The sequence below is a fragment of the Parapedobacter sp. SGR-10 genome (assembly GCF_011030405.1).
Classification (GTDB): domain Bacteria; phylum Bacteroidota; class Bacteroidia; order Sphingobacteriales; family Sphingobacteriaceae; genus Sphingobacterium.
Genome location: NZ_JAAJTJ010000002.1, coordinates 38037 through 60907 on the forward strand (window position 1 = coordinate 38037; position 22871 = coordinate 60907).

Genomic DNA, 22871 nt, shown 5'->3' on the forward strand with positions numbered 1-22871 from the left:
GATTAAAGATAAAGGAAAAAGGAGCAAGGAAGTCCCTTGCTCTTTCTACCTTAATCTATTATGCTACAATCCCAATCTGGCCGAAATCTCCAACATCCGTTCGATGGGACGTCTGGCACGTGCTATAACATCTTCCGAAAGGATGATTTCCGGTTGTTTGTAGTACAGGCAATTGTATAGTTTTTCTAAGGTATTGAGCTTCATGTGCGGACAATCGTTGCAGGCACAGGCATTGTTTGGCGGAGCCGGAATGAATGTCTTATGTGGACTAGCTTTTTGCATCTGGTACAAGATACCCGATTCGGTTGCCACGATGTACGTTTGGCTAGGGTCTTCTATTGTAAACTTCAACATACCCGAAGTAGAACCAACATAGTCGGCTTGAGCTAAGATATGCTCTTCACATTCGGGGTGGGCAATAAATTTAGCCCCGGGATATTCAGCCTTTAGCGCATCGATACGCTCCTGCGAAAATATTTCATGTACCATACAAGCACCATTCCACAGTACCAGATCACGACCGGTCTTTCTTTTGACATAGTCACCCAGATTACGATCCGGGCCAAAGATGATCTTTTGATCCTCCGGAAGGCTTTCTACGATCTGCACGGCATTGCTCGATGTACAGACGATATCCGACAGTGCTTTTAGCTCTGCAGTACAATTGACATAGGTGATGACCAAATGATCGGGATACTGCTCCTTGAACTTAGCAAACAAATGAGGGGGACAGCTATCCGAGAGCGAACAACCGGCTTTGAGATCTGGTAATAATACCTTTTTGCCAGGAGACAGGATCTTGGCTGTCTCGGCCATAAAGTGTACGCCTGCAAATACGATAACATCTGCATCGGTCTTGGCTGCTTGTTGTGATAATCCTAAGCTATCACCAATATAGTCTGCCAAATCTTGTATTTCAGACTCTTGGTAATAATGTGCCAGAATAACCGCATTTTTTTCTTGCTTGAGCCTGTTGATTTCTTCCACCAAGTCGATCGTTGGATCTATAGCCACATCGATAAAACCTTTGGCTTGCAAGTCTCTTTCAAAAACTGTATTCATCTCTCTTCGCTATGCTGTCAATCTTTTGACTATTTAACTATACAAAAGTAAAGAAAGAATTTCAAACGAATTCCACATTCCCTTTTTCTAATAAATAATAACTCTTTTTTTAAAAAAGAATCTTGTTGTTTATTAGGGTGTGGATATTGGGGAAAATTGTTTCAAAAAATATTTCCTAAAGAAGATATTCTTAGTTTGTTCACATCTTATTCACATTAATTTTATGTTATCGTGTTGGTATTCAATACACTATTATTTTACCTAATATTTTTTCCATATTTTTATGTTTGATTCTTTTTGTTCATATTCTGTTAATATTAAGGTTACATTAGGGTAATCTGGACAATCAATTTGTGGAGTTTTTCAAGTGATTGTGGAATAAAAGAAAGTTTTGAATTTTAATTCACCTATTCTATACAGGTTTTCCACATATTTTGTTAATTTGTTTATTCATAAATATAGCTAAAAAGAAAATGGCGGACAGAAAGGTAGACTTTTTGATTGTAGGCTCAGGGATAGCCGGCCTTAGCTTTGCCCTTAAGGCTGCAAAACTAGGTAAAGTTCTGATCGTTACAAAGTCTAATGAGGACGAATCCAATACAAAATATGCACAGGGTGGTGTCGCTGTGGTGACAGACCATACAGATAGTTTTGAAAAACATATACAGGATACACATATAGCCGGAGATGGGTTGTGCAATCCAGAAGTAGTGGAAAATGTCGTCAAAGAAGGTCCGGCACGTATACAGGAATTGATTGCTTATGGGACTTCTTTTGATAGAGAGGATACAGGTGAGTATGATCTGGCCAAAGAAGGGGGACATTCCGAACATCGGATTTTGCATTATAAAGATATCACGGGGTATGAGATAGAACGTGCTCTTTTGGCCAAGGTACATCAAGATCCCAATATTGAGATAATGACGCATTATTTTGCCGTAGATCTTATTACACAACATCATTTGGGTATTCATGTGGATAAAAAATCCACTGATATTAGCTGTTATGGAATCTATGCATTGAATACGCATTCTAATACAGTGGAAAAGATATTGGCAAAAGTGACCTTGATGGCAACGGGTGGAGCTGGACATATCTACGCATCCACGACCAATCCGACTATCGCTACAGGAGATGGGATAGCTATGGTGTACAGAGCAAAAGGAAGGATCAGAAATATGGAATTTATCCAATTTCATCCGACGGCCTTGTACAATCCAAGTGAATATCCTGCATTTTTGATATCGGAGGCAGTACGGGGATTTGGAGGTATTCTTCGCAGGGCAGATGGCAAGTCTTTTATGGAAGAGTATGATGAACGTGGTTCTTTGGCTCCTAGGGATGTTGTGGCTAGGGCTATTGATGCGGAGATGAAGAAATCAGGTTTAGATTATGTTTATCTTGACATTACACATCGTTCTAAAGGGGATCTGTTATCACATTTTCCAAATATTTATGAAAAGTGTCTGTCTATAGGATTGGATATGACAAAAGACTATATTCCTGTGACACCTGCAGCTCATTATCTGTGTGGGGGTATTATGGTGGACAATTATGGGGCGACATCTATAAGAAATTTGTATGCCTGTGGAGAAAGTTCTTCTACAGGACTCCATGGTGCCAATAGATTGGCTTCCAATTCGTTGTTGGAAGCAGCTGTTTATGCACATCGGATTTTTGTGGATGTCAGTTCTAAATTCAAAAGTATCGATTACCAGGATAATATACCGGACTGGGATGAATCAAATACAAAGCTTTCGAATGAGGATATTTTGGTGACACACAATCTACGTGAAACACAAAAATTCATGAGTGACTATGTAGGTATAGTACGTTCGGATTTTAGATTGGAGCGCGCTATGCGTCGATTGGGATTGTTGTATGAAGAAACAGAATCATTCTATAAACGCACGAAGTTGTCCGTGAAACTCTGTGAATTGCGTAATGTGATCCAAGTAGCTTATCTGGTGGTCAAGTCAGCTATGAGTAGAAAGGAGAGTAGGGGATTGCATTATACGACTGATTATCCAAATCATGCTGAGGTGTTGGAAGATACAATTCTTTAGGAGCAAGGACAATGGATAAAGGAACAAAGACTGTTTAAAGAAATAAATACTATGCCGTTGATTTCACCTGTAAAAGAAAATTACCCTGTTATTGGAGAGAATACTTTTTTAGCACCAAATTGTACTGTGGTCGGGGATGTGGTTATTGGGGAGCATTGTTCGATTTGGTTCAATGCTGTCGTAAGGGGTGATGTGAATTACATTAAGATTGGTAATTATACCAATATTCAAGATAATGTTTGTGTACACGGCACTTATGAACGAAATGGTACGGATATAGGCAATTATGTCAATATAGGGCATAATGCGATTATTCATGGATGCGTGATTCACGATCATGTATTGATCGGGATGGGTGCTATCGTAATGGATAAGGCCATTGTTGAATCCAATGTGATTATAGCTGCCGGGGCAGTGGTTTTGGAAAATACGGTATGTGAATCTGGCTATTTGTATGCAGGTGTTCCCGCAAAGAAAATAAAACCTCTGACAGAAGATCAGTTGGCGTTATTGCAGAAGTTGCCGCACAATTATGTGTTGTATAGTTCCTGGTTTAATAGGTAGAGACGCAATTAATCACGTCTCTACTATTTATTAAAATCTACATCAATCTTTTCATTTTGCTCCCAATTGGCGCGTATGGTAAAGGTTTTGTCGAAATACCAAATAGGCTCTGCTTGTGTTTTTGTCTTATAATCTGCACCATCCCACCTGTTGTTTTCATTTAGGTCTTTTATAATACGAAGTGTATATTTTCCTCCTGGAAACTTAATATAGCTTATTTTATTTTCGTTTCTTAGTATCCTGCTATCGAAAGTTTTCTTTTTGCTTTCGTCTATGAGTTCTACGATATAATTTACATTTTTTTCCAATCCATTTATATCGAAGATGATATCGCCATAATTATCCGTTTCATCAAAGGTGAAAGTCTTTTTCAATTCTTTGTTAAAAGTTTGGAAAGGGGTAAGTATGGCTTTTTCTTCTATAACAAGCTCATAGTTTTTATTTGGTTTCCAATTGAAGCGTATATGATAGAGATTTTTATTTGCTGTATCTTGTTGCAGTTGGAAATTTCTACGTGAAACAGAGTCTTCGAGGATTTGAATCTTATTTTTATCGACAGAGGTAATGGGTTCTTTGGCTGTCAATCTGATGTGACGTATCTTATCTACTTTATTGTTGATATTCAGTATAGGGACAAGATCACGCTCGTATTTGTCATTTTTTCCTCGTCTTATGAGTATGGTATCAAGGATTTGCTGGTTATCACTCAATTCGAGTTTGATGGAATCAAATTCCAGTTTTTCTACATAAATAAAAGCGGAATCATTATTATTTGCGAAATTAACGATCTTATTGGCATTCAGTTCGTCGGGATCTAATATTTTTAAGTCTGGATTATTTAGTGATTGGTTGAATGTCAACAGGATAGATCCATTTTTTTCTATTTTTTTCTCAATGGTACGATGTTTTTCAGGTTTTCCTTTTGAATATTCGAGGTGAATATCGGATATGTCATTGTCCAACACAATGCTATCCAATAAGAAACCCAGGAGCTCATCCGGATTATTATATATTCTGTCGTTATTCTGTTCTTTTAAAGCATATATTCTATAGGTATCTTCTCGTAGATTTTTGAATTGGAAATTACCGGAACTGTCTACAGAAGTAAATATGTTAGCTTTCTTTTTACCAAATATACTATCCTGCCGGGTAGGGATCAAGAGGACTTTGAGGTCCGGATCTTCTTTCATATCGTAGGTCTTGGTATATGCGTTTTTGACTTGACCGGATATGGTTAGGGAATCTAATTCGGGCCCTGTGGAGAATACATACGTATAATTCACGATAGGGTTTCCTTCGTTGTAATCTACCAGACCTTTACCAAAATTTATTGTGTAGGTTGTGTTTTCTTCCAATGAATCAGGAAGTATGATGTGCAAACTTTTCTTTCTTATTTTGTATTCCGGTTGCTTTTCTACGTCTGGTGATATGCTGAATTCTTTAAATTCATTATTTTTTTTAATGAATTCGTCAAACGTGAGTACGATTTCTTTTTCGGAGAAATTACGGGTTAAATTTTCCGGTACTTCGGCCAATAGTTTAGGAGGGATAGAATCTTTTGGACCACCTGTGGGTCTTTGCATATTGGCACACTGAAAAAGGGTAAGTGATATAAGAACCAAAAAACATGTAAGAATGGCTTTTTGCAATAACGTTGCTCTTGATGAAATATTTGTTTCTGTTCTCATTTTAATGCTTATATCACTTTTTTGGCTTTTTTTGTCATTCTGAGGATTTTCGAAGAATCTGTTGATAATATATTTATAGATTCCTCCAAAGTCGGAATGACAATTTAGCTTAGTATAACACTATACAGTATCTAGCTTCTATTTTTAAGTTAATATATTGATTATCAATATATTAACTTAAATGTACCAATAATACGCTAATATCTGAGGGTGACACGCCCGAAATACGTGAAGCCTGTCCAAGTGTACGAGGTTTCACTTTTAGCAATTTTTCACGCGCTTCTATCGAAAGTGAAGTCAGTGAAGAATAATCAAAATTAGGATTAATTTCTTTATCCTCCATCTTTTTCATTTTGTTTACGATTTCCATTTCCTTTTCGAAATAACTGTCATATTTGACCTTTATTTCTGCCTGCTCGATTGTCTCTTCGTCAAATTTACGTAATTCCTGTGCAAATCTTTCGTCTGCTTCGGCAAGATGTTGTATATTGACTTGTGGCCGGCTCAAAATATTGAAGAGTTTCACCTTCTGTGTGAGTAGACTTGAATCTTCTCTTTCCAATATGGAATTCATATTTTCCTTGTCCACACTATTTTCTTTCATATAGTGGATTAGATAATCTGAGTTTTTTATTTTCTCTTCTACTATTTGCAATCTTTCGTCTGAGACCAAGCCTAGTTTGTGTGCAATAGGTGTCAATCGAATATCGGCATTATCCTGACGTAGCAACAAACGGTGCTCTGCTCGGGATGTAAACATACGATAAGGTTCTTCTGTTCCTTTAGTGACCAGATCATCGATCAATACACCTATGTAGGATTCGGATCGCTTTAGAATGAGCTCATGCTGATCATTGATACATTGATGTGCATTGACTCCAGCTACAAATCCTTGTGCAGCCGCTTCTTCATATCCTGTAGTTCCATTGATCTGTCCGGCAAAGAATAGATGTTTGATCCGTAATGTTTCCAATGTAAGATCCAATTGCATAGGAGGGAAGTAATCGTATTCTATAGCATATCCAGGACGGTACATTTTTGCATTTTCAAAGCCAGGTATCAACCGCAAGGCTTTCTGTTGTACATCTTCTGGTAAGGATGTAGAAAAACCATTGACGTATATTTCTACGGTTTTGAAACCTTCGGGCTCGACAAATATTTGGTGTCTATCCCTTTCGGCAAAGCGATTTATTTTATCTTCGATAGATGGGCAATAGCGTGGTCCCAGTCCTTTTATCCTTCCGGTGAACATGGGTGATTTTTCAAAACCGGTTTTCAGTACCTCATGTACTTTGTCATTGGTATATGTGATCCAGCAACAGCGTTGTTCGATGGGTAGCTCTACAGGGGTATAAGAGAATCTACCTCTTTTTTCATCTCCCCATTGTTCCTCCATGACGGCATAGTTGAGACTTCTACCGTCGATCCGTGGAGGTGTTCCTGTTTTCATTCTGCCGGATTCAAAACCTAAGGACACTAATTGCTCTGTCAAACCGGTTGCTGATTTTTCACCTGTTCTCCCACCACCAAACTTTTTCTCGCCGATATGTATAATACCGTTCAAGAAGGTACCATTGGTCAATACAACGGCATCGGCTTCTATACGTACACCGAGTGAAGTTATGACTCCTTTAGCTTGGCCATTCTCGACGATGATTTCTTTGACCGTATCCTGCCACATATCGACATTTGGAAGTGCTTCCAATTGCAGACGCCACTCTTCGGCAAAGCGCATTCTGTCATTCTGCGTACGTGGGCTCCACATCGCTGGGCCTTTGGACTTATTGAGCATACGGAATTGTATGGTCGATTTGTCGGCAATAATACCGGTATATCCTCCCATGGCATCTATCTCACGGACGATCTGTCCTTTGGCTACACCTCCCACGGCAGGATTGCAGCTCATCTGCGCAATTACTCCCATATTCATTGTGATGAGTAGGGTAGAGGAACCAAGGTTGGCTGCTGCTGCTGCTGCTTCACAACCTGCGTGTCCAGCTCCGACAACAATTACATTATATTTTTTAAACATATTCTTTTCTTACTCCGTTTCACGTGGAACGAAAATACTTTTTCATTACGTTTTTTGTCATCCCGACTTTGGGGAATATTTTTGAGATTCTTCCTATCGTCAGAATGACAATATTTCGCTTCCTGCACGATAAATCGTCGCTTTTATTTTTTTAACATTCAAAATTGTAATAACTTGTTTCACGTGAAACTTTTTATATATACTCCGCCAATTCCAACCAACGTTCAGTTTTTTGATCTAAATTATTTTGTAAATTTTCTATTTCTTTTGCTACCTCTGCTATTTTTATATGGTCCGTCATCTCATTTAGTTCTGTAGATTTCGATGAGACGAGACTTTCTAATTCTTCTATATCCTTTTCCAACTGTTCGTATTCCCGTTGCTCCTTATAGGATAATTTTTTCTTTTCTGATTGTGGAGGAGATTCTTTCTCCTCCGTAATGTGTGATTTTTCCTTCAGTTTTTCTTCTTTGAGAAGCTGCTCCTGTTCTAATTTGTAATCTGCATAATTACCGTTGTAGATAGTGACCTGTCCATTTCCATCAAAAATAAACAATTGTTCGGTCAGTTTGTCCAATAAATAACGATCGTGGGATACCAATATCAATACGCCCGGAAAGGTTAAGAGAAAATCTTCCAATACATTGAGCGTATCAATATCCAAATCGTTGGAAGGCTCATCCAAGATCAGAAAATTAGGATTGGCCATCAACACACGCATGAGCTGCAATCGTTTCTTTTCGCCTCCACTTAGTTTTTCTACCAAGCCAAATTGCTTTTCGGGTGGAAAAAGAAAAAGTGTCAACAATTGTGAAGCGGTGAGAGTATCGCCGTTGGCCATTTGAATGTACTCTGCTATCTTTTTTACGATATCCAGTACTCTTTCGTTTTCTTCGAATTGTAGACCTCCTTGTTTATAATAGCCGAATTTTGTGGTTTCTCCCAAGACGATGTTTCCCGAATCGGGCAAAAGTTCTTGTGTCAATAGATTCAAAAATGTACTCTTTCCTGTTCCGTTCTTACCTGCAAGGCCTATACGATCACCTTTTTTGAATATATAGGAGAAATCTGATATGATCGTTTTCTGATCAAAGGTTTTAGAAATATTTTCCAGCTCTGCTATTTTGGAACCTTGTCTCGAAACCTTTACACTCAATTGTACTTTATCTTGCGTACGGGGACCTTTAGCTTTTTCTTCCAGGTCATAGAAGGCATCGATACGAGCTTTGGATTTTGTACCTCGTGCCTGCGGTTGACGGCGCATCCATTCCAATTCTGTACGTAGCAAGTTTCTGGCTTTTTCTGCCATCAAAGTATTCGAATGTTCCCGCTCGGCTTTCTTTTCCAAAAAATAGGCATAATTGCCTTTGTAGCTATATAGCTGCCCTCTATCGAGTTCCTTGATTTCGGTCGATATATTATCTAGAAAATATCGGTCGTGAGAGACACTGATAACGGTTTTTTGGCCCGTCGTAAGTAGTTTTTCCAACCACTCTATCGTTTCTATATCCAGATGGTTGGTAGGCTCATCCAGTATATACACATCCGGTTCGTCAATAAGCAGTTTGGCTAACGAAAGTCTTTTTTTCTGTCCTCCGGAGAGACTATCGATGTGCTGATCAAAGTTGGTGATCTGTAGACGGTTGAGGATTGTTTTGATTTGATGCTCGTATTCCCAAGCATTCAAAGCGGTCAATTTATCACTCAGAATAGCTAATTTTTTTTCATCAACTTCTTGATTTTCAAATAGTTGTTCGTATTCTTTTATCAACTGCTGCTGTTCATTGTCCGCACTGAAAATAAAATCATTGACAGTATCCAAACCATCAAAATTGGGTTCTTGGGGAAGATACCCTATTTTTATACCTTTTTCTTTGACGATACGACCTTCTTGTGGAGGAAATACTTCTGCCAAGAGCTTCAATAACGTTGATTTACCTGTGCCGTTTATACCGACCAAGGCCACCCGATCACCTTTTTGTAGGGCAAAATGTAAATTTTTGAATAACCACTTATCGTTAAAGGAATGGCTAACCTGTTCTGTGCTTAAAATACTCACGCCAATTTTTTTATTTCTTCCGTTTGATAGATATGGACGCCACTTGTGCGCAAACTTGCTGTATGGATCATTGCTCTGGCGACAGATTCAGCAGAAATGCTTTTGAAATTTCTCCATGGGCCGATCATAAGCATATTGAATAAAGGGCTTAATTTCTGTGTGACAGTTTCTAAAAGCCGGTGTTCCTTTCTTTTGCCCATCAGTAGGGAAGGCCGAAAGATGTATGTGCTTTCAAATCCCAATGCCATGATACTTTGTTCTACCTGGCCTTTTAATCTGAGGTAAAAGTTTTTGGATTGTGCATTTGCACCTATACTGGAAACTAAGCAAACTGCGTTACACCCGTTTTTTTTCAACAATGTGGATACCAGGATGGGGTAATCATGGTCAATCTTATAGTACTCGTCTTTGTTTGGGGATTTGGCCTGTGTTGATCCAATGCAGGAAAACAGCACATCGACACGGATATCCTTGATTTTTTCCTCAACATTGTGCATATCGGCAAATATTTGCACCAGTTTGGGGCTTTCTTTGTTCACACCCTTTCGACTTACAGCAAATACCATATTATATTTATCGTTTTTCAATAATAAATCAACAATTATTTCTCCAATAAGACCATTGGCTCCCAATACTAATGCTGTCAATTTGTCCTCCACTATAATTTGCCAGGTACAAAAGTAAATAAATATTCAACAATATAGGAGTGTTGTTAACACACTCCTATATCAATGACCACACCCACTTCCCAAAAATCCAAAGCAGGTAGAACAGCACTGCACATAAGGCAAATAGAATAACCAATATAGTAATCAAAATGCCTGTTGCACTCCCTTGGTGCTTATTTTCAAAATAATGTTCGTGTAGAAGAGTGATGTTTTTTTTATTGGCTTTGTTGAAAAAGTCAAATACCTGCCCAAAAAAGGGTATTGCTCCAAGAACGGCATCGTATATGATGTTAAGCAACATTTTTACGACTACTTTGGAGCCAGCTCCGTTACGAAGCATGATGATGACCAATAATAGGGAGGTGCCGAAGGATACTGCCTGACCTCCGTAGGGTATTAAATTCAAAAGGGGATCCAATCCAAAACGGAATCCCCCTATATTAAATTTATCGTCCATTAAGGAAGAAAAACGCTTGAGCCACACAAACTCTTTTTTGCGTTTTTCTTCTTTGTAGTTTGCAGGTTTATACATTATTTCAATTCAAAAACGCCATCCACATAGCATGTGAGCTTGATCGGACGGATGTCAATGTCCAAGCTTTCTGCCTCCGCACCTGCACTGTCCATTGCTACCGCCGCTTTGGCTGCATACATGCGCGGTTGGGGTACAAGATCATTGAAATTGATACTGCTGTTGTCATTGATGACCAATACCTTTCCGACGGATTGTCCATCAGCGGCGGCCAGTATTTCTGCATTTTGACGTGCATCTTTGACGGCAGCTGTTTTCAAATCTCTTTCTATTTCGCGTTTTTGGCTGTGGTCATAGCCCGAAATCGAAGTACTTTGCAATCCACGGGGATCTATTTTGTCCATCATGGCATTTAATCCGTTCAGATTTGTCACCTTGATCCGATATTGCCGTGATTGTAGGAGTTCGTTGAGCTTCTTTTTTATGTTTGAATTGTAGCTGAAGATATTCTGTATAGTGAAATCTTCTTTTTTGACACCGGCTTCCATGGCCGCTTCGTAAAGCTGTTTTTCCAATGTTTCGATAAAAACCTTCTTTTTGAGGTTACCATCCATGTAAAATTCTTTCAGACTAATGGAAAGATAGATAATGTCCGGGGTTACTTCCCGTTCGGCATATCCCTTTGTAGCGACCTTTCGGCTGCTTTCGATGTTTATGTTCTGTGCATTTGCCATAGCTGTGCTAGCGATTATCAAAGTCAAAGCAAGTAGTTTTTTCATTGTTTTTGTGTATTAAAGTTGTTGTTGTTTCTTTAGCATAGACAAACAAAATGCCACAATGTTTAAGGAGTATTTGAAAATAAATTGTAAACAATTGGTTTTTAAGTCGTACCTTTAGAAAAATAATACAATTAAATAATGCAAGAAGGTAAAGTAAAATTCTTTAATGAGACCAAAGGTTTCGGTTTCATTGTCCCTGCATCAGGCGAGAGCGAGATTTTTGTTCACGTTTCAGGGTTGGTTGACAAAATTCGTGAGGGAGATGATGTTTCTTACGAAGTAGAACAAGGCCGTAAAGGTCTGAATGCGGTAAATGTAAAAGTTATCTAAGAGTAGTTTATATATTTATTGTAAAAAATCCCGAAACACCTGTTTCGGGATTTTTTATTTTAGTTATTATCGTCTGTAAATGGTCTTGGCGGATTGGGAAACGGATTATTGTTTTCCCGTTGGCCGGCAAACGGATCTTGATTTTCATCTGCTTTGGGATCTTCGCCATATTCATTCGGACCGTGATCGCCTTCGATGATGTTCAGATAAATAAGATAGAATATACCTATACAGGTGAATACCCATAGAATATTCCATCCGGACTTACCAATATCATGAAGTCTTCTCACCGTCACAGCCAATCCCGGAATAAGTATGGCCAAGGAATAAATTGAACTTAACATCCCATTTTGACTATACCAAGGCAGACCTTCTGTAGAACCGATCGTGAGACCGAAAATTCCATCGATTATTCTTAAGATAACACTTCCTATGATGAAGTTAAACAGTACGAACATCCAGTACTCTTTGCGACGGGCACGGCCACTGAAGTTTGCGTAATTATCCCGAATTACTTTTAAATACCATTCCATGTGATAATGTTTTAATTATTGTCGTTTGTAAACGGATTTGTCGGATTTGAGAATGGATTATTCTCTTGTTGCTGTCCGGCAAAGACATTTTGATTTTCAGTAGCTTTGGGGTCAGGACCAAACTCATTAGGTCCTTTGTCTCCTTCCAGAATCAGCAAATAGAGAATGTAAAGATTGACAATGGGAATAAAATTGAGTACAATATACCAGGTTGGCTTACCGGTATCGTGTAAGCGACGGACTGTAACTGCCAAGCTTGGTACCAATATAGCCAATGAAGCAATCCATATCACAAAGCTTAGTATACCACCCAATGTACTGCTTATCCAGGAGATAATTCCTATGACAATCGACAGAGCGATAAAGATGAGCATCACGTATAATGTGTACATCCAGTACTCTTTACGGCGAGCACGGCCTTCAAAGTTAGCATAGTTGTCTCGGACAACTTTTAAGAACCATTCCATAGTTTTGTGTTTTTAATGTTAGCGAAGTGATTAAAAAATTATTTATAAATCCTTATCAAAAATAATCTATTTTTTGAAAAACGAAAATTTAATGGAAAATTTCTTCCAGAATTTCTAACGAATTGACTGTTCCGAAATTTTCGGTATGCAATCTGTAGAAATTTATGATCTGTCGCAACAGATATATGCGGTCCTCGTGTTTCATCTGAAATGAGTGACTTTCATCGTAGCTGCTGCGTAATATTTCGTAGAACAAGGTGGTGTGAGGTTCTTGCAAGACATATGTGTGTGCGGGTAGATTTTTCGTAAATATACCTTCTGCAAGATCGAAATAAGGCATTTTTTCGGACGTTAGGGTGGGTAGGTAGCCTAGATATTTGCTCAATTTCATCAAGAAGCAGAGGTGAAAATTGGAAACGGGTTGTTGGGTTTGGTCAAGCCAGAGAATGGATTCTTGTATAAAATGGAATAAATGGCTGTCCGGCTGCTGATGCTTCAGTACCTTATACAGCACTTCGTTCAGAAAGAGAGCTAGGGAGCTTTTGACGATATCTAGGGGTATTTGCCTGAATACAGGCGTTTGTCTTGCTTCTTTGATATGTTGCAGACCGTTGTTTTCTTTGACGTAGGCCACCATTTCCAATAGATGAAGAGGTTGCAGCATATTGATATGGATTTTAGCCTTTGGTTTTTTAGCTCCGTTTATGATATAGGATTGCAAGCCCAATTCTTCGGTGAATATTTGGGTCACTACACTGCTGTCTGCGTAATCGGTTACTTTTAAAACGATACCCCTGGTCTTGATGATCATCGGTTGTGTTGTGTTTCTAAGAGGCGTAATGCTTACGGATTTACCTGCACAATGTGAATTGTTGAAAACTATTTTGTTTTGTTCGAACAAAGATAATATTATAAAACATATACATTTGTACTGTGCCTGTCTTGAATTGTTATTTCAAATAATTCTTAACTATTCTATTGTAAATTCCAAAAGAAATATAGATATTTGCAAACTCTTTGCAGGGAGTGCATAGAGCGTATAGTGTAAATGGATAATTAAAAATAAATATCATGTCAAGAATTTGTGATTTAACAGGCAAAGCGGCATTAACGGGAAATAACGTTTCTCACTCTAACGTTAAGACCAAACGTAAATTTTACCCGAATCTACAAACCAAGCGTTTCTACATTCCTGAAGAGGATCGTTGGATTACTTTGAAAGTATCGGCTGCGGCCATCCGTACGATCAACAAAAAAGGTATTTCTGCGGTAATCGATACGTTCCTTAAAAAAGGATACGTTTAATTAGATAACGCCTGTTAATAAAAATATTCATGAACATAAGATCTGCCAGTGAGCAGGTTTAATATAGTAAAACAATGGCTAAAAAAGGAAATAGAGTACAAGTAATCTTAGAGTGTACTGAACACAAGGAAAGTGGTCTTCCAGGGATGTCTCGTTACATCACGACAAAAAATAAAAAGAATACCACTGAGCGTTTGGAGTTGAAAAAATTCAACCCTGTATTGAGAAAAGTAACTGTTCACAAGGAAATTAAATAACCATGCATGTTGGCTTTGGCCGGCATGTTTAAAATATTAGAATACCATGGCAAAGAAAGCGGTAGCATCATTACAAAAAGGTGGTGGTAAAGAGTTTACCAAAGTGATTATCACGACAAAGTCTGCAAAGACTGGCGCATATACTTTTAAAGAAAGTATGGTACACAACGATAACGTAAAAGACGTTGTGGCTACGGCCAACAAATAGAAGCATTCCTTATTTTAAGGTTTTCTTTAAAAAATTTCAAAAGCCGTTTTGGTATATCTACCGAAAGGGCTTTTTTGGTATATTTGGATTCTTGGAGCAAGGATAAATGAACAAGGAAGAAAGACTTGCGACTAAGTTATACATATCTCAATACGCAATACTAAGGACTCAATACTATTATGGGACTATTTGATTTTTTCAAGAAAAAGCAGGAAACACCAGAGGCTCAGGAAGCTTTGGATAAGGGACTGGAAAAGACAAAAGAAGGTTTTTTTTCCAAGATCACTAAAGCCGTTGTGGGCAAATCCACGATAGATGACGATGTATTGGACAATCTGGAAGAAGTGTTGGTCACTTCGGATGTGGGTGTGACCACTACGCTCAAGATCGTGGAACGTATTCAGGAACGGGTCGCACGGGATAAATATGTGGGTACGGAAGAGCTGAACAGATTGTTGAAAGAAGAGATTCAAGACCTGTTGGCAGAGAATAACAGCAGTGATTTTGAGAATTTTGAATATGGCAACCATAAGCCGTATGTGATCATGGTCGTCGGTGTGAATGGTGTTGGTAAGACCACGACGATCGGTAAGCTGGCACATCAGTTGAAAGAAGCAGGCAATAAAGTCGTGCTTGGCGCAGCTGATACATTTCGAGCCGCAGCAGTGGATCAGATCAAATTGTGGGGAGAGCGGGTCGGTGTGCGTGTTGTTGCCCAAGCTATGGGTTCGGATCCAGCTTCGGTGGCTTTTGATACCATAAAATCCGCAGTCTCCAACGGAGACGATGTGGCGATCATCGATACGGCCGGACGTTTGCACAATAAAGTGGGCTTGATGAACGAACTGGGTAAGATCAAAAATGTGATGCAAAAGATCGTTCCGGGTGCTCCGCACGAAATCTTGCTTGTGCTGGATGCGTCTACAGGACAGAATGCAATCGAACAATGTAAGCAGTTTACAGAAGCTACGGATGTGAACGCTTTGGCACTAACGAAATTGGACGGAACGGCCAAAGGTGGTGTGGTCATCGGTATTTCGGATCAGTTCAAGATTCCGGTAAAATATATAGGTGTAGGAGAGAAAATAGGTGATTTGCAGCTGTTTAACAAGAGAGAGTTCGTCGACAGCCTGTTTAAAGGATAATAATGAAGACAAAAGAAGCCCGTATAGGGGCAACAATAAAGAAACCTCGTGTCAATGTCGTAACCTTGGGCTGCTCCAAGAATATCCACGATAGTGAAGTGCTGATGGGTCAGCTGAAAGGTAATCAAATGGAGGTTGTTCACGAATCCTCCAATATCCAGGCAAATGATATTGTCGTCATCAATACCTGTGGGTTTATAGATAATGCCAAACAGGAATCCATCGATACCATATTGCAATTTTCGGAGCTCAAAGACCAGGGCAAGGTAAACAAGGTCATTGTCACCGGCTGTCTGTCAGAGCGATACAAGCCCGAGCTGCAATCCGAGATTCCGAATATAGATGACTATTTCGGCACGAATGACCTGCCCGACCTTTTGGCTTCTATTGGTGCAGACTATCGACACGAGCTTCTGGGTGAGCGGTTGCTGACCACACCTTCCCATTTCGCCTATTTCAAGATTGCCGAAGGCTGTAATCGACCCTGTTCATTTTGTGCTATTCCGTTGATGCGGGGCAAGCATATATCAAAAAGTATAGATGAACTGGTCAAGGAAGCTAAATTTTTGGCGGCTAATGGAACAAAAGAACTTATCCTTATCGCACAGGATCTGACCTATTATGGCCTTGATATCTATGGCAAGCGGAATCTATCGGACTTGCTCCGACACTTGTCCGACGTCGATGGTATCGAATGGATACGTCTGCAATATGCCTATCCATCCGGTTTTCCGATGGACATTCTGGATGCGATGAACGAACGCAGCAATATCTGCAATTACCTGGATATGCCCTTGCAACATATTTCGGATCCGATGCTACGCTCTATGCGCCGGGGTACAACAAAGCAGAAGCAAATCGATCTGGTCAATGCCATTCGGGACAAGGTACCGGATATTGCCTTGCGCACCACATTGATCTGTGGCTATCCCGGCGAGACCGAACAGGATTTTGCGGAAATGTTGGGATGGGTGGAGGAAACCCGTTTTGACAGGCTGGGCTGTTTTACCTATTCACACGAAGAGAAAACCCATGCCTATTCGTTGGATGATAATGTACCTGATGAAGTAAAACAGGAAAGGATGGATGCGATTATGGAAGTGCAGCAAGGCATTTCGTACGACATCAACCAAAGCAAGGTAGACAAAGAATTTAAGGTGTTGGTGGATCGGGTCGATGGGGATTATTTTATTGGCCGTACAGAGTACGATTCGCCCGAAGTGGACAATGAGGTCATTCTGGATGCCAAAGCCAATTATGCAAGGATAGGAGATTTTGTGCAGGTCAAGGTAGAGCGTGCAGAGGATTTTGATCTGTATGGTCATATAATCAGATAGTAGACGTCATTCTCGGCTCTACTATCCAACTCTTTTTGATTATACAGTTTTCACATACTTCTCATCGTAGTTTTCTATATCGATGATATACTTGTTTTGGATCAGGAAATCGTATAGGGGCTTTGCTTCCGGAGATACATCAAGATTTTTAGTTGTTACAATCTGATTTTGCTTCTTGTCCAGATAGGGATAGGCATAGAGTTTGACATTCTTGCTAAACATCCCCGAAATGTAGGAAAGAAGTTCGTTGGTGTACTGTTCCTTATTGTAATTTTCAGAATGGAAGATATTGCGTAGGTTTGATACGTTGGTCGCAATACCGACGTTTCTGGGTTTTAGCGTTTTGATGAATTCTGCCAAATGATTGTTTCGTCTAAAACTGGAAACCATAATGTTGTTTCCTGTGGAACACAGGAACTCTGCCCGGTCGGCAAAATACTTCAGGTCATCGCTCGTCAGGTTTAGGTCTTCATCCAGCACATTGGCCATCAATATTTCGATCAGTACAACAACATTTTCGGGGTTTGCCCCCGTATTTTTTTTAAATTGTTCGACTGCAAGATTGAAGAGGTCAAAATTTGGCAAGGATTTTTGGCGGTATTTCGTACGCAAGATGATGATATCTTTTTTGTACAGGAAGTCTTTGATCTGTGCGGCTTTTCCGTCTGGTCTGAAAATGGCGGCATGCGCAAATCCCTTGGCGATCAGGTATAGGTTTAGCAGGCGTTCATTGACGTTTTCGAAGATAGGGCCACTGACTTTGACCAGGTCTATCTCCACACTTCCGACGGAAAGGTTGTCCACGAGGGACTCGATCATGGTCTGTTGGTCGTTGGCGTAATGATAGGCAGCAAAGACAAGGTTTACCCCCAGGATGCCCAATACTTTGGATTGCAGTCGTGTATCACTGTCCAACAATCTGACGTGGATGATGATATCATTGGTCGGTCCTCCTACTTCGTGTTGAAAACGTATCCCAAGCCAACCGTGTGGATCGTTGCTTTTGGTAAAATTGAGCGTGGTGACTGTATCGGCAAAGGCAAAAAACTTCTTTTCGTTGTATTTTTTCCCATGTAGACGCTCGGTAAGCAATTCAAACTCGTGTGCTAGCATTTTGAGCAGTCGTGTGCGGCTGACGTACCTCCCCGATTCTTCTATTCCATAGATAGCGTCGCTGAATGCCATATCGTATGCAGACATGGTCTTAGCAATGGTTCCCGATGCCGCTCCAGCTTCAAAAAAGTTGCGAGCGACTTCTTGACCAGCTCCGATTTCAGCAAATGTACCGTAAATTTCAGGACGTAAGTTAATTTTTAGTGCTTTCCGCTTTGTTTCGAATATCTCTCTTGCCATGGCGCAAAGGTACGAAAACAGGGATAATTATTTTTATTTAGACCTATAAGGTTTCAAAAACCTTATAGGTCTTTCCTACAGCAGCCCCAACTTCTTAAATGTATAGAAAAGTGCCGATGTATGTAGCGCCTGTCCGATTTTATTGTCAAACAAAAATTGTTTTGCCTCTTCTATGCCCATTTCGACGACCTCGATATCTTCAGAATCGTCCAGTTCTTGTTCCTGCACTTTTTTACCTCCTTGCAGGAGATAGGTGTAGGTGAGATTGCCCGATGTGGCCGGGTTGGCATACAATTCACAAATATATTCTATCGAGTCAAATGCATAGCCGGTTTCTTCAAGCAGTTCCCGATATGCAGCTTCTTTGGGATCTTCACCTTTTTCGACGACACCGGCAGGGAGTTCGACCATGATCTCACCTGCTCCATGGCGATACTGTTTGACAAAGAGGATCGTGTTGTGTTCGGTAATAGCTACCATATTGACCCATGTGGGGTATTCTAGTACATAATATTCATCTTTTATATTGCCGTTTGGCAACCGTAGGGTGTCTATGCGTAAGGTAGCCCAAGGACGTCGGATGATATACTTTGAGTCGAGTAAAGTCCATTTTTCCATACTTATTCCTTAATGATATCTGCCATGATGTTTTTTACTTTATTTTCCAGTTTGGCAGCAATGGAATCGTATAAAGAAATATCGATCAAGCTTTCTTTGACAGAGCAGTAAAATTTGATCTTAGGCTCTGTGCCGGAGGGTCTTGCCGAGATGACATCTCCATCTACTGTGATAAATTGCAGCACATCGGATTTAGGAAGATCGATAGCGGTTTTTTCTCCCGTTAGCAGATGGGTCGCTTCCCTATTTTCATAATCGCGGACTTCTTTTACCCGTACGCCTCCGAGGGTTTTGGGTAGATCTGCCCTTAGATTGGCCATCATTTGTCTGATTTCATCGGCGCCGGCTTTTCCTTTTTTGGTCAATGAAATTAACTTTTCCTGATAGAAGCCATAGGTTTTGTACAATTGCAGCAGCACGTCAAAGAGGGTTTGACCTTCTCCCTTGTAATAAGCGGCCATTTCGGCGATGAAAGCACAGGCATTGACGGCATCTTTGTCCCGCACTAAATCCCCTACCAGGAAGCCATAGCTCTCTTCTCCTCCGACGAGATATTTTTCCTTGCCCAAGACATCGGTGATCACTTCACCTATGTATTTAAAGCCGGTCAGTGTTTCATAGCATTTGACCTTAAAGCTTTCGCCGATGTCTGCGATGAGATTGGTCGTCACAATAGTTTTTACGATGTAGTCGTTCTCTTGGAGTTCACTTTTTGATTTTTTTGACGACAATACATAATAGGTCAGCAGGCTTCCGATCTGGTTTCCATTGAGCAGTTGGTATTCACCTTGTTTGTTCTTTACGGCCAATCCGACTCTATCGGCATCGGGATCGGTTGCCATGATGATATCTGCACCGACCTCTTGTCCTTTTCTTTTTGCCATGGACATGGCCTCCTCTTCCTCTGGATTGGGGTAGACTACTGTGGGAAAGTTGCCATCCGGTTTGTCCTGCTCTTCGACGGTAATGATATTCTCAAAACCCCATGCCTGTAGCATCTTGGGCACTATCGTAATGCCTGTACCGTGTATGGAGGAATAGACAATCTTAAGATCTTGTGCTGCGTGCACCGCTTCGGGGTGTATGCTCAGATGCTTGTTGGCTTGAATATATATATGGTCAAACTCTTCACCTACAAGAACGATATTGTTTTCTACCCTATTGAATTTGATTTCGGATACAGAGCGTATGGCGTTGACTTCTGTGATGACATTTTTGTCGTGAGGACTGACGAGCTGTCCTCCATCGTTCCAATAAGCCTTATAGCCATTGTACTCTTTAGGGTTGTGTGAAGCTGTCAGCATCACCCCCCCCTGACAGGCAAAATGACGTACGGCAAAGGACAGCATCGGTGTAGGGCGTAGCTCTTTGAAGAGATAAACCTGTATATCGTTGGCCGAAAAGACATCTGCTACCAAATGTCCAAAGGCTTGTGAGTTGTTGCGGCTGTCGTAGGAAACGGCTACTTTGATCTGCTGATTGGGAAATTGTTTTTTCAGGTAGTTGGCCAACCCTTGTGTGGCTTTCCCTATGGTGTATTTGTTCATCCGGTTAGAACCCACACCCATAATCCCGCGCAGGCCTCCCGTTCCAAATTCCAGCTCCTTGTAGAAAGAGTCCAACAGCTCGGTTTCCTGCTTGTCGTCTATGAGTTTTTGAACCAGGGCTACCGTATCTTTATCATATTCCGAAGATAGCCATTGATTGATTCGATCTTGTGTTTCTTTATCCAGATTATCCATAATGAATATATAGTTTTATGAGGGTAAATATATAATTTTTGGTAATTGTGTACCCAAATAATAAGAAAAATTGCCACTTTGATCCAAAAAGAGATCGGCTCCTTATTTTCTAAGCATCGCACCCCGCATACGCCCTATCCAATACCGTCACATACCATTTTCCTTGATAGGACTGGACATGGAAGACCAAAGGCTCTTCACTGGTTACAATAACACGGAAACTGGCGTTTCCGTTTTTTTTAATTTCTTCCAAAGTCTCTTTGCTATATGCTGCATCGTTAAATTCATTTTCGAACAAGGCTATCTGTGTAAGCTGTTGTGGATGTGCCGTTGTATCGCAAATAAAACCTTGTTTGTCCCATTTTTCTGTGTCACAGCTGAATACGGGAAGTTTTTCAAAGGTCAGCGCGTATTCATTTTCCAGTTCGGGATAAGCATAATAATCTGGCACTGGGCTATTGAAATCTATGCTATCTGTCTTTACAAAGGTATCCATGGCGCCGGGTCTGTAGATGACCGTCAGTCCCAGATCGGGGTGTATGAGCTGATTGACCTTACTATTGTCCTTACTGGCATATCCACGGACAAAACGGGTAATGACTTCGGAAATGCTTTGTATTTCTTGGGGTGTGCTTGGTACGACATTCGCAGTGGTATCCGATGTACTTTTTTGATTTTGTTTATTGCCTTGATTACAGGCCGTAAAAATAATGGCCGTGACGAAAAGGATTATATATAGTCTTCTCATGTTGTTCAGTATTATTCGTTATATTCTGTTTTGCGTCAGGTTTTCAATTATTGTTTTCATGATAGCTCTTGTACCGGGTCTCCACCATTGTGCCAATACTTGATCAATGGTTTCTTCTTGAAGCTGCATTAGACTGGTGACCAAATCTCTTCTGAAATTCTGTTTACTACTTCTCCAGGCATTCTTTTCAAACTGTGCGACACTTTTTATTTTTTGAAAAGCGGTATTTTGGATGCGGTTGAGAGGGACGACCTCATCGACTAGACCAATCGCTAGTGCTTCCTGTGGGCTGAATAGCTTTCCTTCCATCAAGCTGCGGTATGCTATACCGTCTCCTAACCAGAAGCTGTACAGCTTGAAGATACTTTGGGGCACGACAATACCGACGGGAACCTCATTGAGCCCGATGATGTATTGACCCTCTGTCATGATCCTATAGTCGCAGCACAGAGCTAGGATACATCCGCCTGCCGGGCTATGACCCGTAATGGCCGATACGGCAGGTTTGGAGAAGGAAGCCAGCTTTTGTATGAGTAACAAAAAATGCTTCCAAAATTCCTTCATTTGCTCTGCATCATAATCGTACAAGGTGATCAGATCCAACCCCGAAGAGAAAAAGCCTTCCTTGCCCGATAGAATAAGCCCTTCGACGGCAGGATCGGCTTCAGCTTGTTCTACGGCCGATATCAGTTCCTGCACCGCCTCAAGATCCATGGCATTGGACTTGCCCCTATCCAATAGAATATGATAAATATGGTCTTCTATTTTAGTCCTTATGTATTTCATAGTTGTTCCAAATGGGAAAACAAGATAAGAAATTTATTGATGAGCTTATGGAAAATATTTGAGAAGATCATCATTATTATGGAAAGCCGATATAAAACTTTAACACATCAAAACCATGGCAGAATTAAATCAACAACCTAGCAATACAGGTAATAGAAAACAAAGAGTTCGCAAAGCGGCTCCCAAAGTAGATTTGACCGCTATGGTCGACTTGGCATTTTTGCTGATTACGTTTTTTATGCTGACTACTTCACTCAATAAACCACATAGTCTTGATGTGGCCATGCCAGACAATACCATAGAAAACACACAGGATATGGACGAAAGGCGGGTCGTCTCTCTTTTGATCGGCGAAGGAAAAGTATCCTGGTACCAGGGAGGTTTTGATCGGCCGATCAAAAATCCTGAATTTATCGAGTTTGGATCGACTGATCTTAGGCACACATTGGTAAAAATGAAGAGCCAAATCCCTCAAATGGCCGAGGGAAAAGATATGGTGGTGCTCGTCAAGCCCAGCAAGCAAGCTCGGGCAGGAGATATCATCAATGCGCTGGACGAGATCAAAATATCAGGTGTGAAACGCTATCTGATTAGTAAGATCTCCCATGCCGAAGAGGATATGGTCATCAGAAGTGTGCTTACAGATTGACAG

Annotated in this window: 24 protein-coding genes; 9 read left to right on the forward strand and 15 right to left on the reverse strand. The window is 40.4% G+C overall.

Going from position 1 to position 22871, the window contains the following annotated elements:
• Positions 1 to 63: 63 nt before the first annotated feature.
• Complete coding sequence (nadA, locus tag G5B00_RS02270) at positions 64 to 1062, reverse strand: quinolinate synthase NadA (RefSeq protein ID WP_163871637.1); 999 nt, start codon at positions 1060 to 1062, stop codon at positions 64 to 66.
• Between the two features lie 473 nt (positions 1063 to 1535).
• Between nadA and nadB the strand changes: the two genes are divergently transcribed.
• Both nadB and G5B00_RS02280 read left to right on the forward strand, forming a co-directional pair.
• The gene (gene nadB / locus G5B00_RS02275; RefSeq protein ID WP_163871638.1) at positions 1536 to 3128 is read left to right on the forward strand and encodes an L-aspartate oxidase; all 1593 of its coding nucleotides are present in this window, start codon (positions 1536 to 1538) and stop codon (positions 3126 to 3128) included.
• A 51-nt stretch (positions 3129 to 3179) separates the two neighbouring features.
• Positions 3180 to 3692, forward strand: coding sequence for a gamma carbonic anhydrase family protein (locus tag G5B00_RS02280; protein WP_163871639.1), 513 nt, complete (start codon positions 3180 to 3182; stop codon positions 3690 to 3692).
• A 23-nt stretch (positions 3693 to 3715) separates the two neighbouring features.
• On the opposite strand, the gene G5B00_RS02285 is transcribed toward G5B00_RS02280, so the two are convergent.
• The 6 genes from G5B00_RS02285 to G5B00_RS02310 all read right to left on the reverse strand — a co-directional run bounded on the left by G5B00_RS02285 (position 3716) and on the right by G5B00_RS02310 (position 11390).
• Complete coding sequence (locus G5B00_RS02285) at positions 3716 to 5275, reverse strand: Ig-like domain-containing domain (protein ID WP_240894359.1); 1560 nt, start codon at positions 5273 to 5275, stop codon at positions 3716 to 3718.
• A gap of 277 nt (positions 5276 to 5552) precedes the next feature.
• Positions 5553 to 7412 carry a tRNA uridine-5-carboxymethylaminomethyl(34) synthesis enzyme MnmG gene (gene mnmG / locus G5B00_RS02290; protein ID WP_163871641.1) on the reverse strand — a complete coding sequence of 620 codons (1860 nt, stop codon included), beginning with the start codon at positions 7410 to 7412 and terminating at the stop codon, positions 5553 to 5555.
• 193 nt (positions 7413 to 7605) lie between these two features.
• Positions 7606 to 9471 carry an ABC-F family ATP-binding cassette domain-containing protein gene (locus G5B00_RS02295; protein ID WP_163871642.1) on the reverse strand — a complete coding sequence of 622 codons (1866 nt, stop codon included), beginning with the start codon at positions 9469 to 9471 and terminating at the stop codon, positions 7606 to 7608.
• Positions 9468 to 10130 (reverse strand): NAD-dependent epimerase/dehydratase family protein, encoded by a 663-nt coding sequence (locus tag G5B00_RS02300; protein ID WP_205966267.1) that lies wholly within the window; start codon positions 10128 to 10130, stop codon positions 9468 to 9470. The genes G5B00_RS02295 and G5B00_RS02300 overlap by 4 nt, the downstream gene beginning before the upstream one ends.
• Before the next feature lie 64 nt (positions 10131 to 10194).
• Positions 10195 to 10671, reverse strand: coding sequence for a DUF4112 domain-containing protein (locus G5B00_RS02305; protein WP_163871644.1), 477 nt, complete (start codon positions 10669 to 10671; stop codon positions 10195 to 10197).
• The gene (locus G5B00_RS02310; RefSeq protein ID WP_163871645.1) at positions 10671 to 11390 is read right to left on the reverse strand and encodes an SIMPL domain-containing protein; all 720 of its coding nucleotides are present in this window, start codon (positions 11388 to 11390) and stop codon (positions 10671 to 10673) included. Before G5B00_RS02310 ends, G5B00_RS02305 begins: the two co-directional genes overlap by 1 nt.
• A 138-nt stretch (positions 11391 to 11528) precedes the next feature.
• On the opposite strand from G5B00_RS02310, the gene G5B00_RS02315 reads away from it, so the two are divergent.
• Positions 11529 to 11720 (forward strand): cold-shock protein, encoded by a 192-nt coding sequence (locus G5B00_RS02315; RefSeq protein ID WP_163871646.1) that lies wholly within the window; start codon positions 11529 to 11531, stop codon positions 11718 to 11720.
• 59 nt (positions 11721 to 11779) lie between these two features.
• Here the strand turns inward: G5B00_RS02315 and G5B00_RS02320 are convergent, their stop codons facing one another.
• From G5B00_RS02320 to recO, 3 genes are all read right to left on the reverse strand, one after another.
• Positions 11780 to 12253, reverse strand: coding sequence for a DUF805 domain-containing protein (locus G5B00_RS02320; protein ID WP_163871647.1), 474 nt, complete (start codon positions 12251 to 12253; stop codon positions 11780 to 11782).
• An 11-nt stretch (positions 12254 to 12264) separates the two neighbouring features.
• Positions 12265 to 12720, reverse strand: coding sequence for a DUF805 domain-containing protein (locus G5B00_RS02325; protein WP_163871648.1), 456 nt, complete (start codon positions 12718 to 12720; stop codon positions 12265 to 12267).
• Positions 12721 to 12808: 88 nt separating this feature from the next.
• A complete protein-coding gene (gene recO, locus G5B00_RS02330; protein WP_163871649.1) occupies positions 12809 to 13531 on the reverse strand; it encodes a DNA repair protein RecO in 723 nt (240 codons plus the stop codon).
• A 260-nt stretch (positions 13532 to 13791) separates the two neighbouring features.
• Here recO and rpmB point away from each other — a divergent pair, with 260 nt between their 5' ends.
• The 5 genes from rpmB (at position 13792) to rimO (ending at position 16972) form a co-directional block, all read left to right on the forward strand.
• Positions 13792 to 14025: a 50S ribosomal protein L28 gene (gene rpmB, locus G5B00_RS02335; RefSeq protein WP_163871650.1), complete on the forward strand. Its 234-nt coding sequence runs from the start codon at positions 13792 to 13794 to the stop codon at positions 14023 to 14025.
• Between the two features lie 74 nt (positions 14026 to 14099).
• Positions 14100 to 14282 carry a 50S ribosomal protein L33 gene (rpmG, locus tag G5B00_RS02340; RefSeq protein WP_002998409.1) on the forward strand — a complete coding sequence of 61 codons (183 nt, stop codon included), beginning with the start codon at positions 14100 to 14102 and terminating at the stop codon, positions 14280 to 14282.
• A gap of 46 nt (positions 14283 to 14328) precedes the next feature.
• Positions 14329 to 14490: a DUF4295 domain-containing protein gene (locus tag G5B00_RS02345; RefSeq protein ID WP_163871651.1), complete on the forward strand. Its 162-nt coding sequence runs from the start codon at positions 14329 to 14331 to the stop codon at positions 14488 to 14490.
• Between the two features lie 179 nt (positions 14491 to 14669).
• Positions 14670 to 15635, forward strand: coding sequence for a signal recognition particle-docking protein FtsY (gene ftsY / locus G5B00_RS02350; protein ID WP_163871652.1), 966 nt, complete (start codon positions 14670 to 14672; stop codon positions 15633 to 15635).
• A gap of 2 nt (positions 15636 to 15637) precedes the next feature.
• Entirely contained in the window at positions 15638 to 16972 is a 1335-nt protein-coding gene (gene rimO / locus G5B00_RS02355) for a 30S ribosomal protein S12 methylthiotransferase RimO (RefSeq protein ID WP_163871653.1), read from the forward strand.
• A 39-nt stretch (positions 16973 to 17011) separates the two neighbouring features.
• Here the strand turns inward: rimO and G5B00_RS02360 are convergent, their stop codons facing one another.
• The 5 genes from G5B00_RS02360 to G5B00_RS02380 form a co-directional block, all read right to left on the reverse strand.
• Positions 17012 to 18325, reverse strand: a complete 1314-nt coding sequence (locus G5B00_RS02360) for a nicotinamide mononucleotide adenylyltransferase (protein ID WP_163871654.1) — start codon at positions 18323 to 18325, stop codon at positions 17012 to 17014.
• Between the two features lie 75 nt (positions 18326 to 18400).
• A complete protein-coding gene (locus G5B00_RS02365) occupies positions 18401 to 18943 on the reverse strand; it encodes an NUDIX hydrolase (protein ID WP_163871655.1) in 543 nt (180 codons plus the stop codon).
• A gap of 2 nt (positions 18944 to 18945) precedes the next feature.
• Positions 18946 to 20685, reverse strand: coding sequence for a phospho-sugar mutase (locus G5B00_RS02370; protein ID WP_163871656.1), 1740 nt, complete (start codon positions 20683 to 20685; stop codon positions 18946 to 18948).
• 109 nt (positions 20686 to 20794) lie between these two features.
• A complete protein-coding gene (locus G5B00_RS02375; protein ID WP_163871657.1) occupies positions 20795 to 21433 on the reverse strand; it encodes a hypothetical protein in 639 nt (212 codons plus the stop codon).
• An 18-nt stretch (positions 21434 to 21451) separates the two neighbouring features.
• Positions 21452 to 22219 (reverse strand): enoyl-CoA hydratase/isomerase family protein, encoded by a 768-nt coding sequence (locus G5B00_RS02380; protein WP_163871658.1) that lies wholly within the window; start codon positions 22217 to 22219, stop codon positions 21452 to 21454.
• Positions 22220 to 22334: 115 nt separating this feature from the next.
• Between G5B00_RS02380 and G5B00_RS02385 the strand changes: the two genes are divergently transcribed.
• Complete coding sequence (locus G5B00_RS02385) at positions 22335 to 22868, forward strand: ExbD/TolR family protein (RefSeq protein ID WP_163871659.1); 534 nt, start codon at positions 22335 to 22337, stop codon at positions 22866 to 22868.
• The last annotated feature ends 3 nt before the right edge of the window (positions 22869 to 22871 follow it).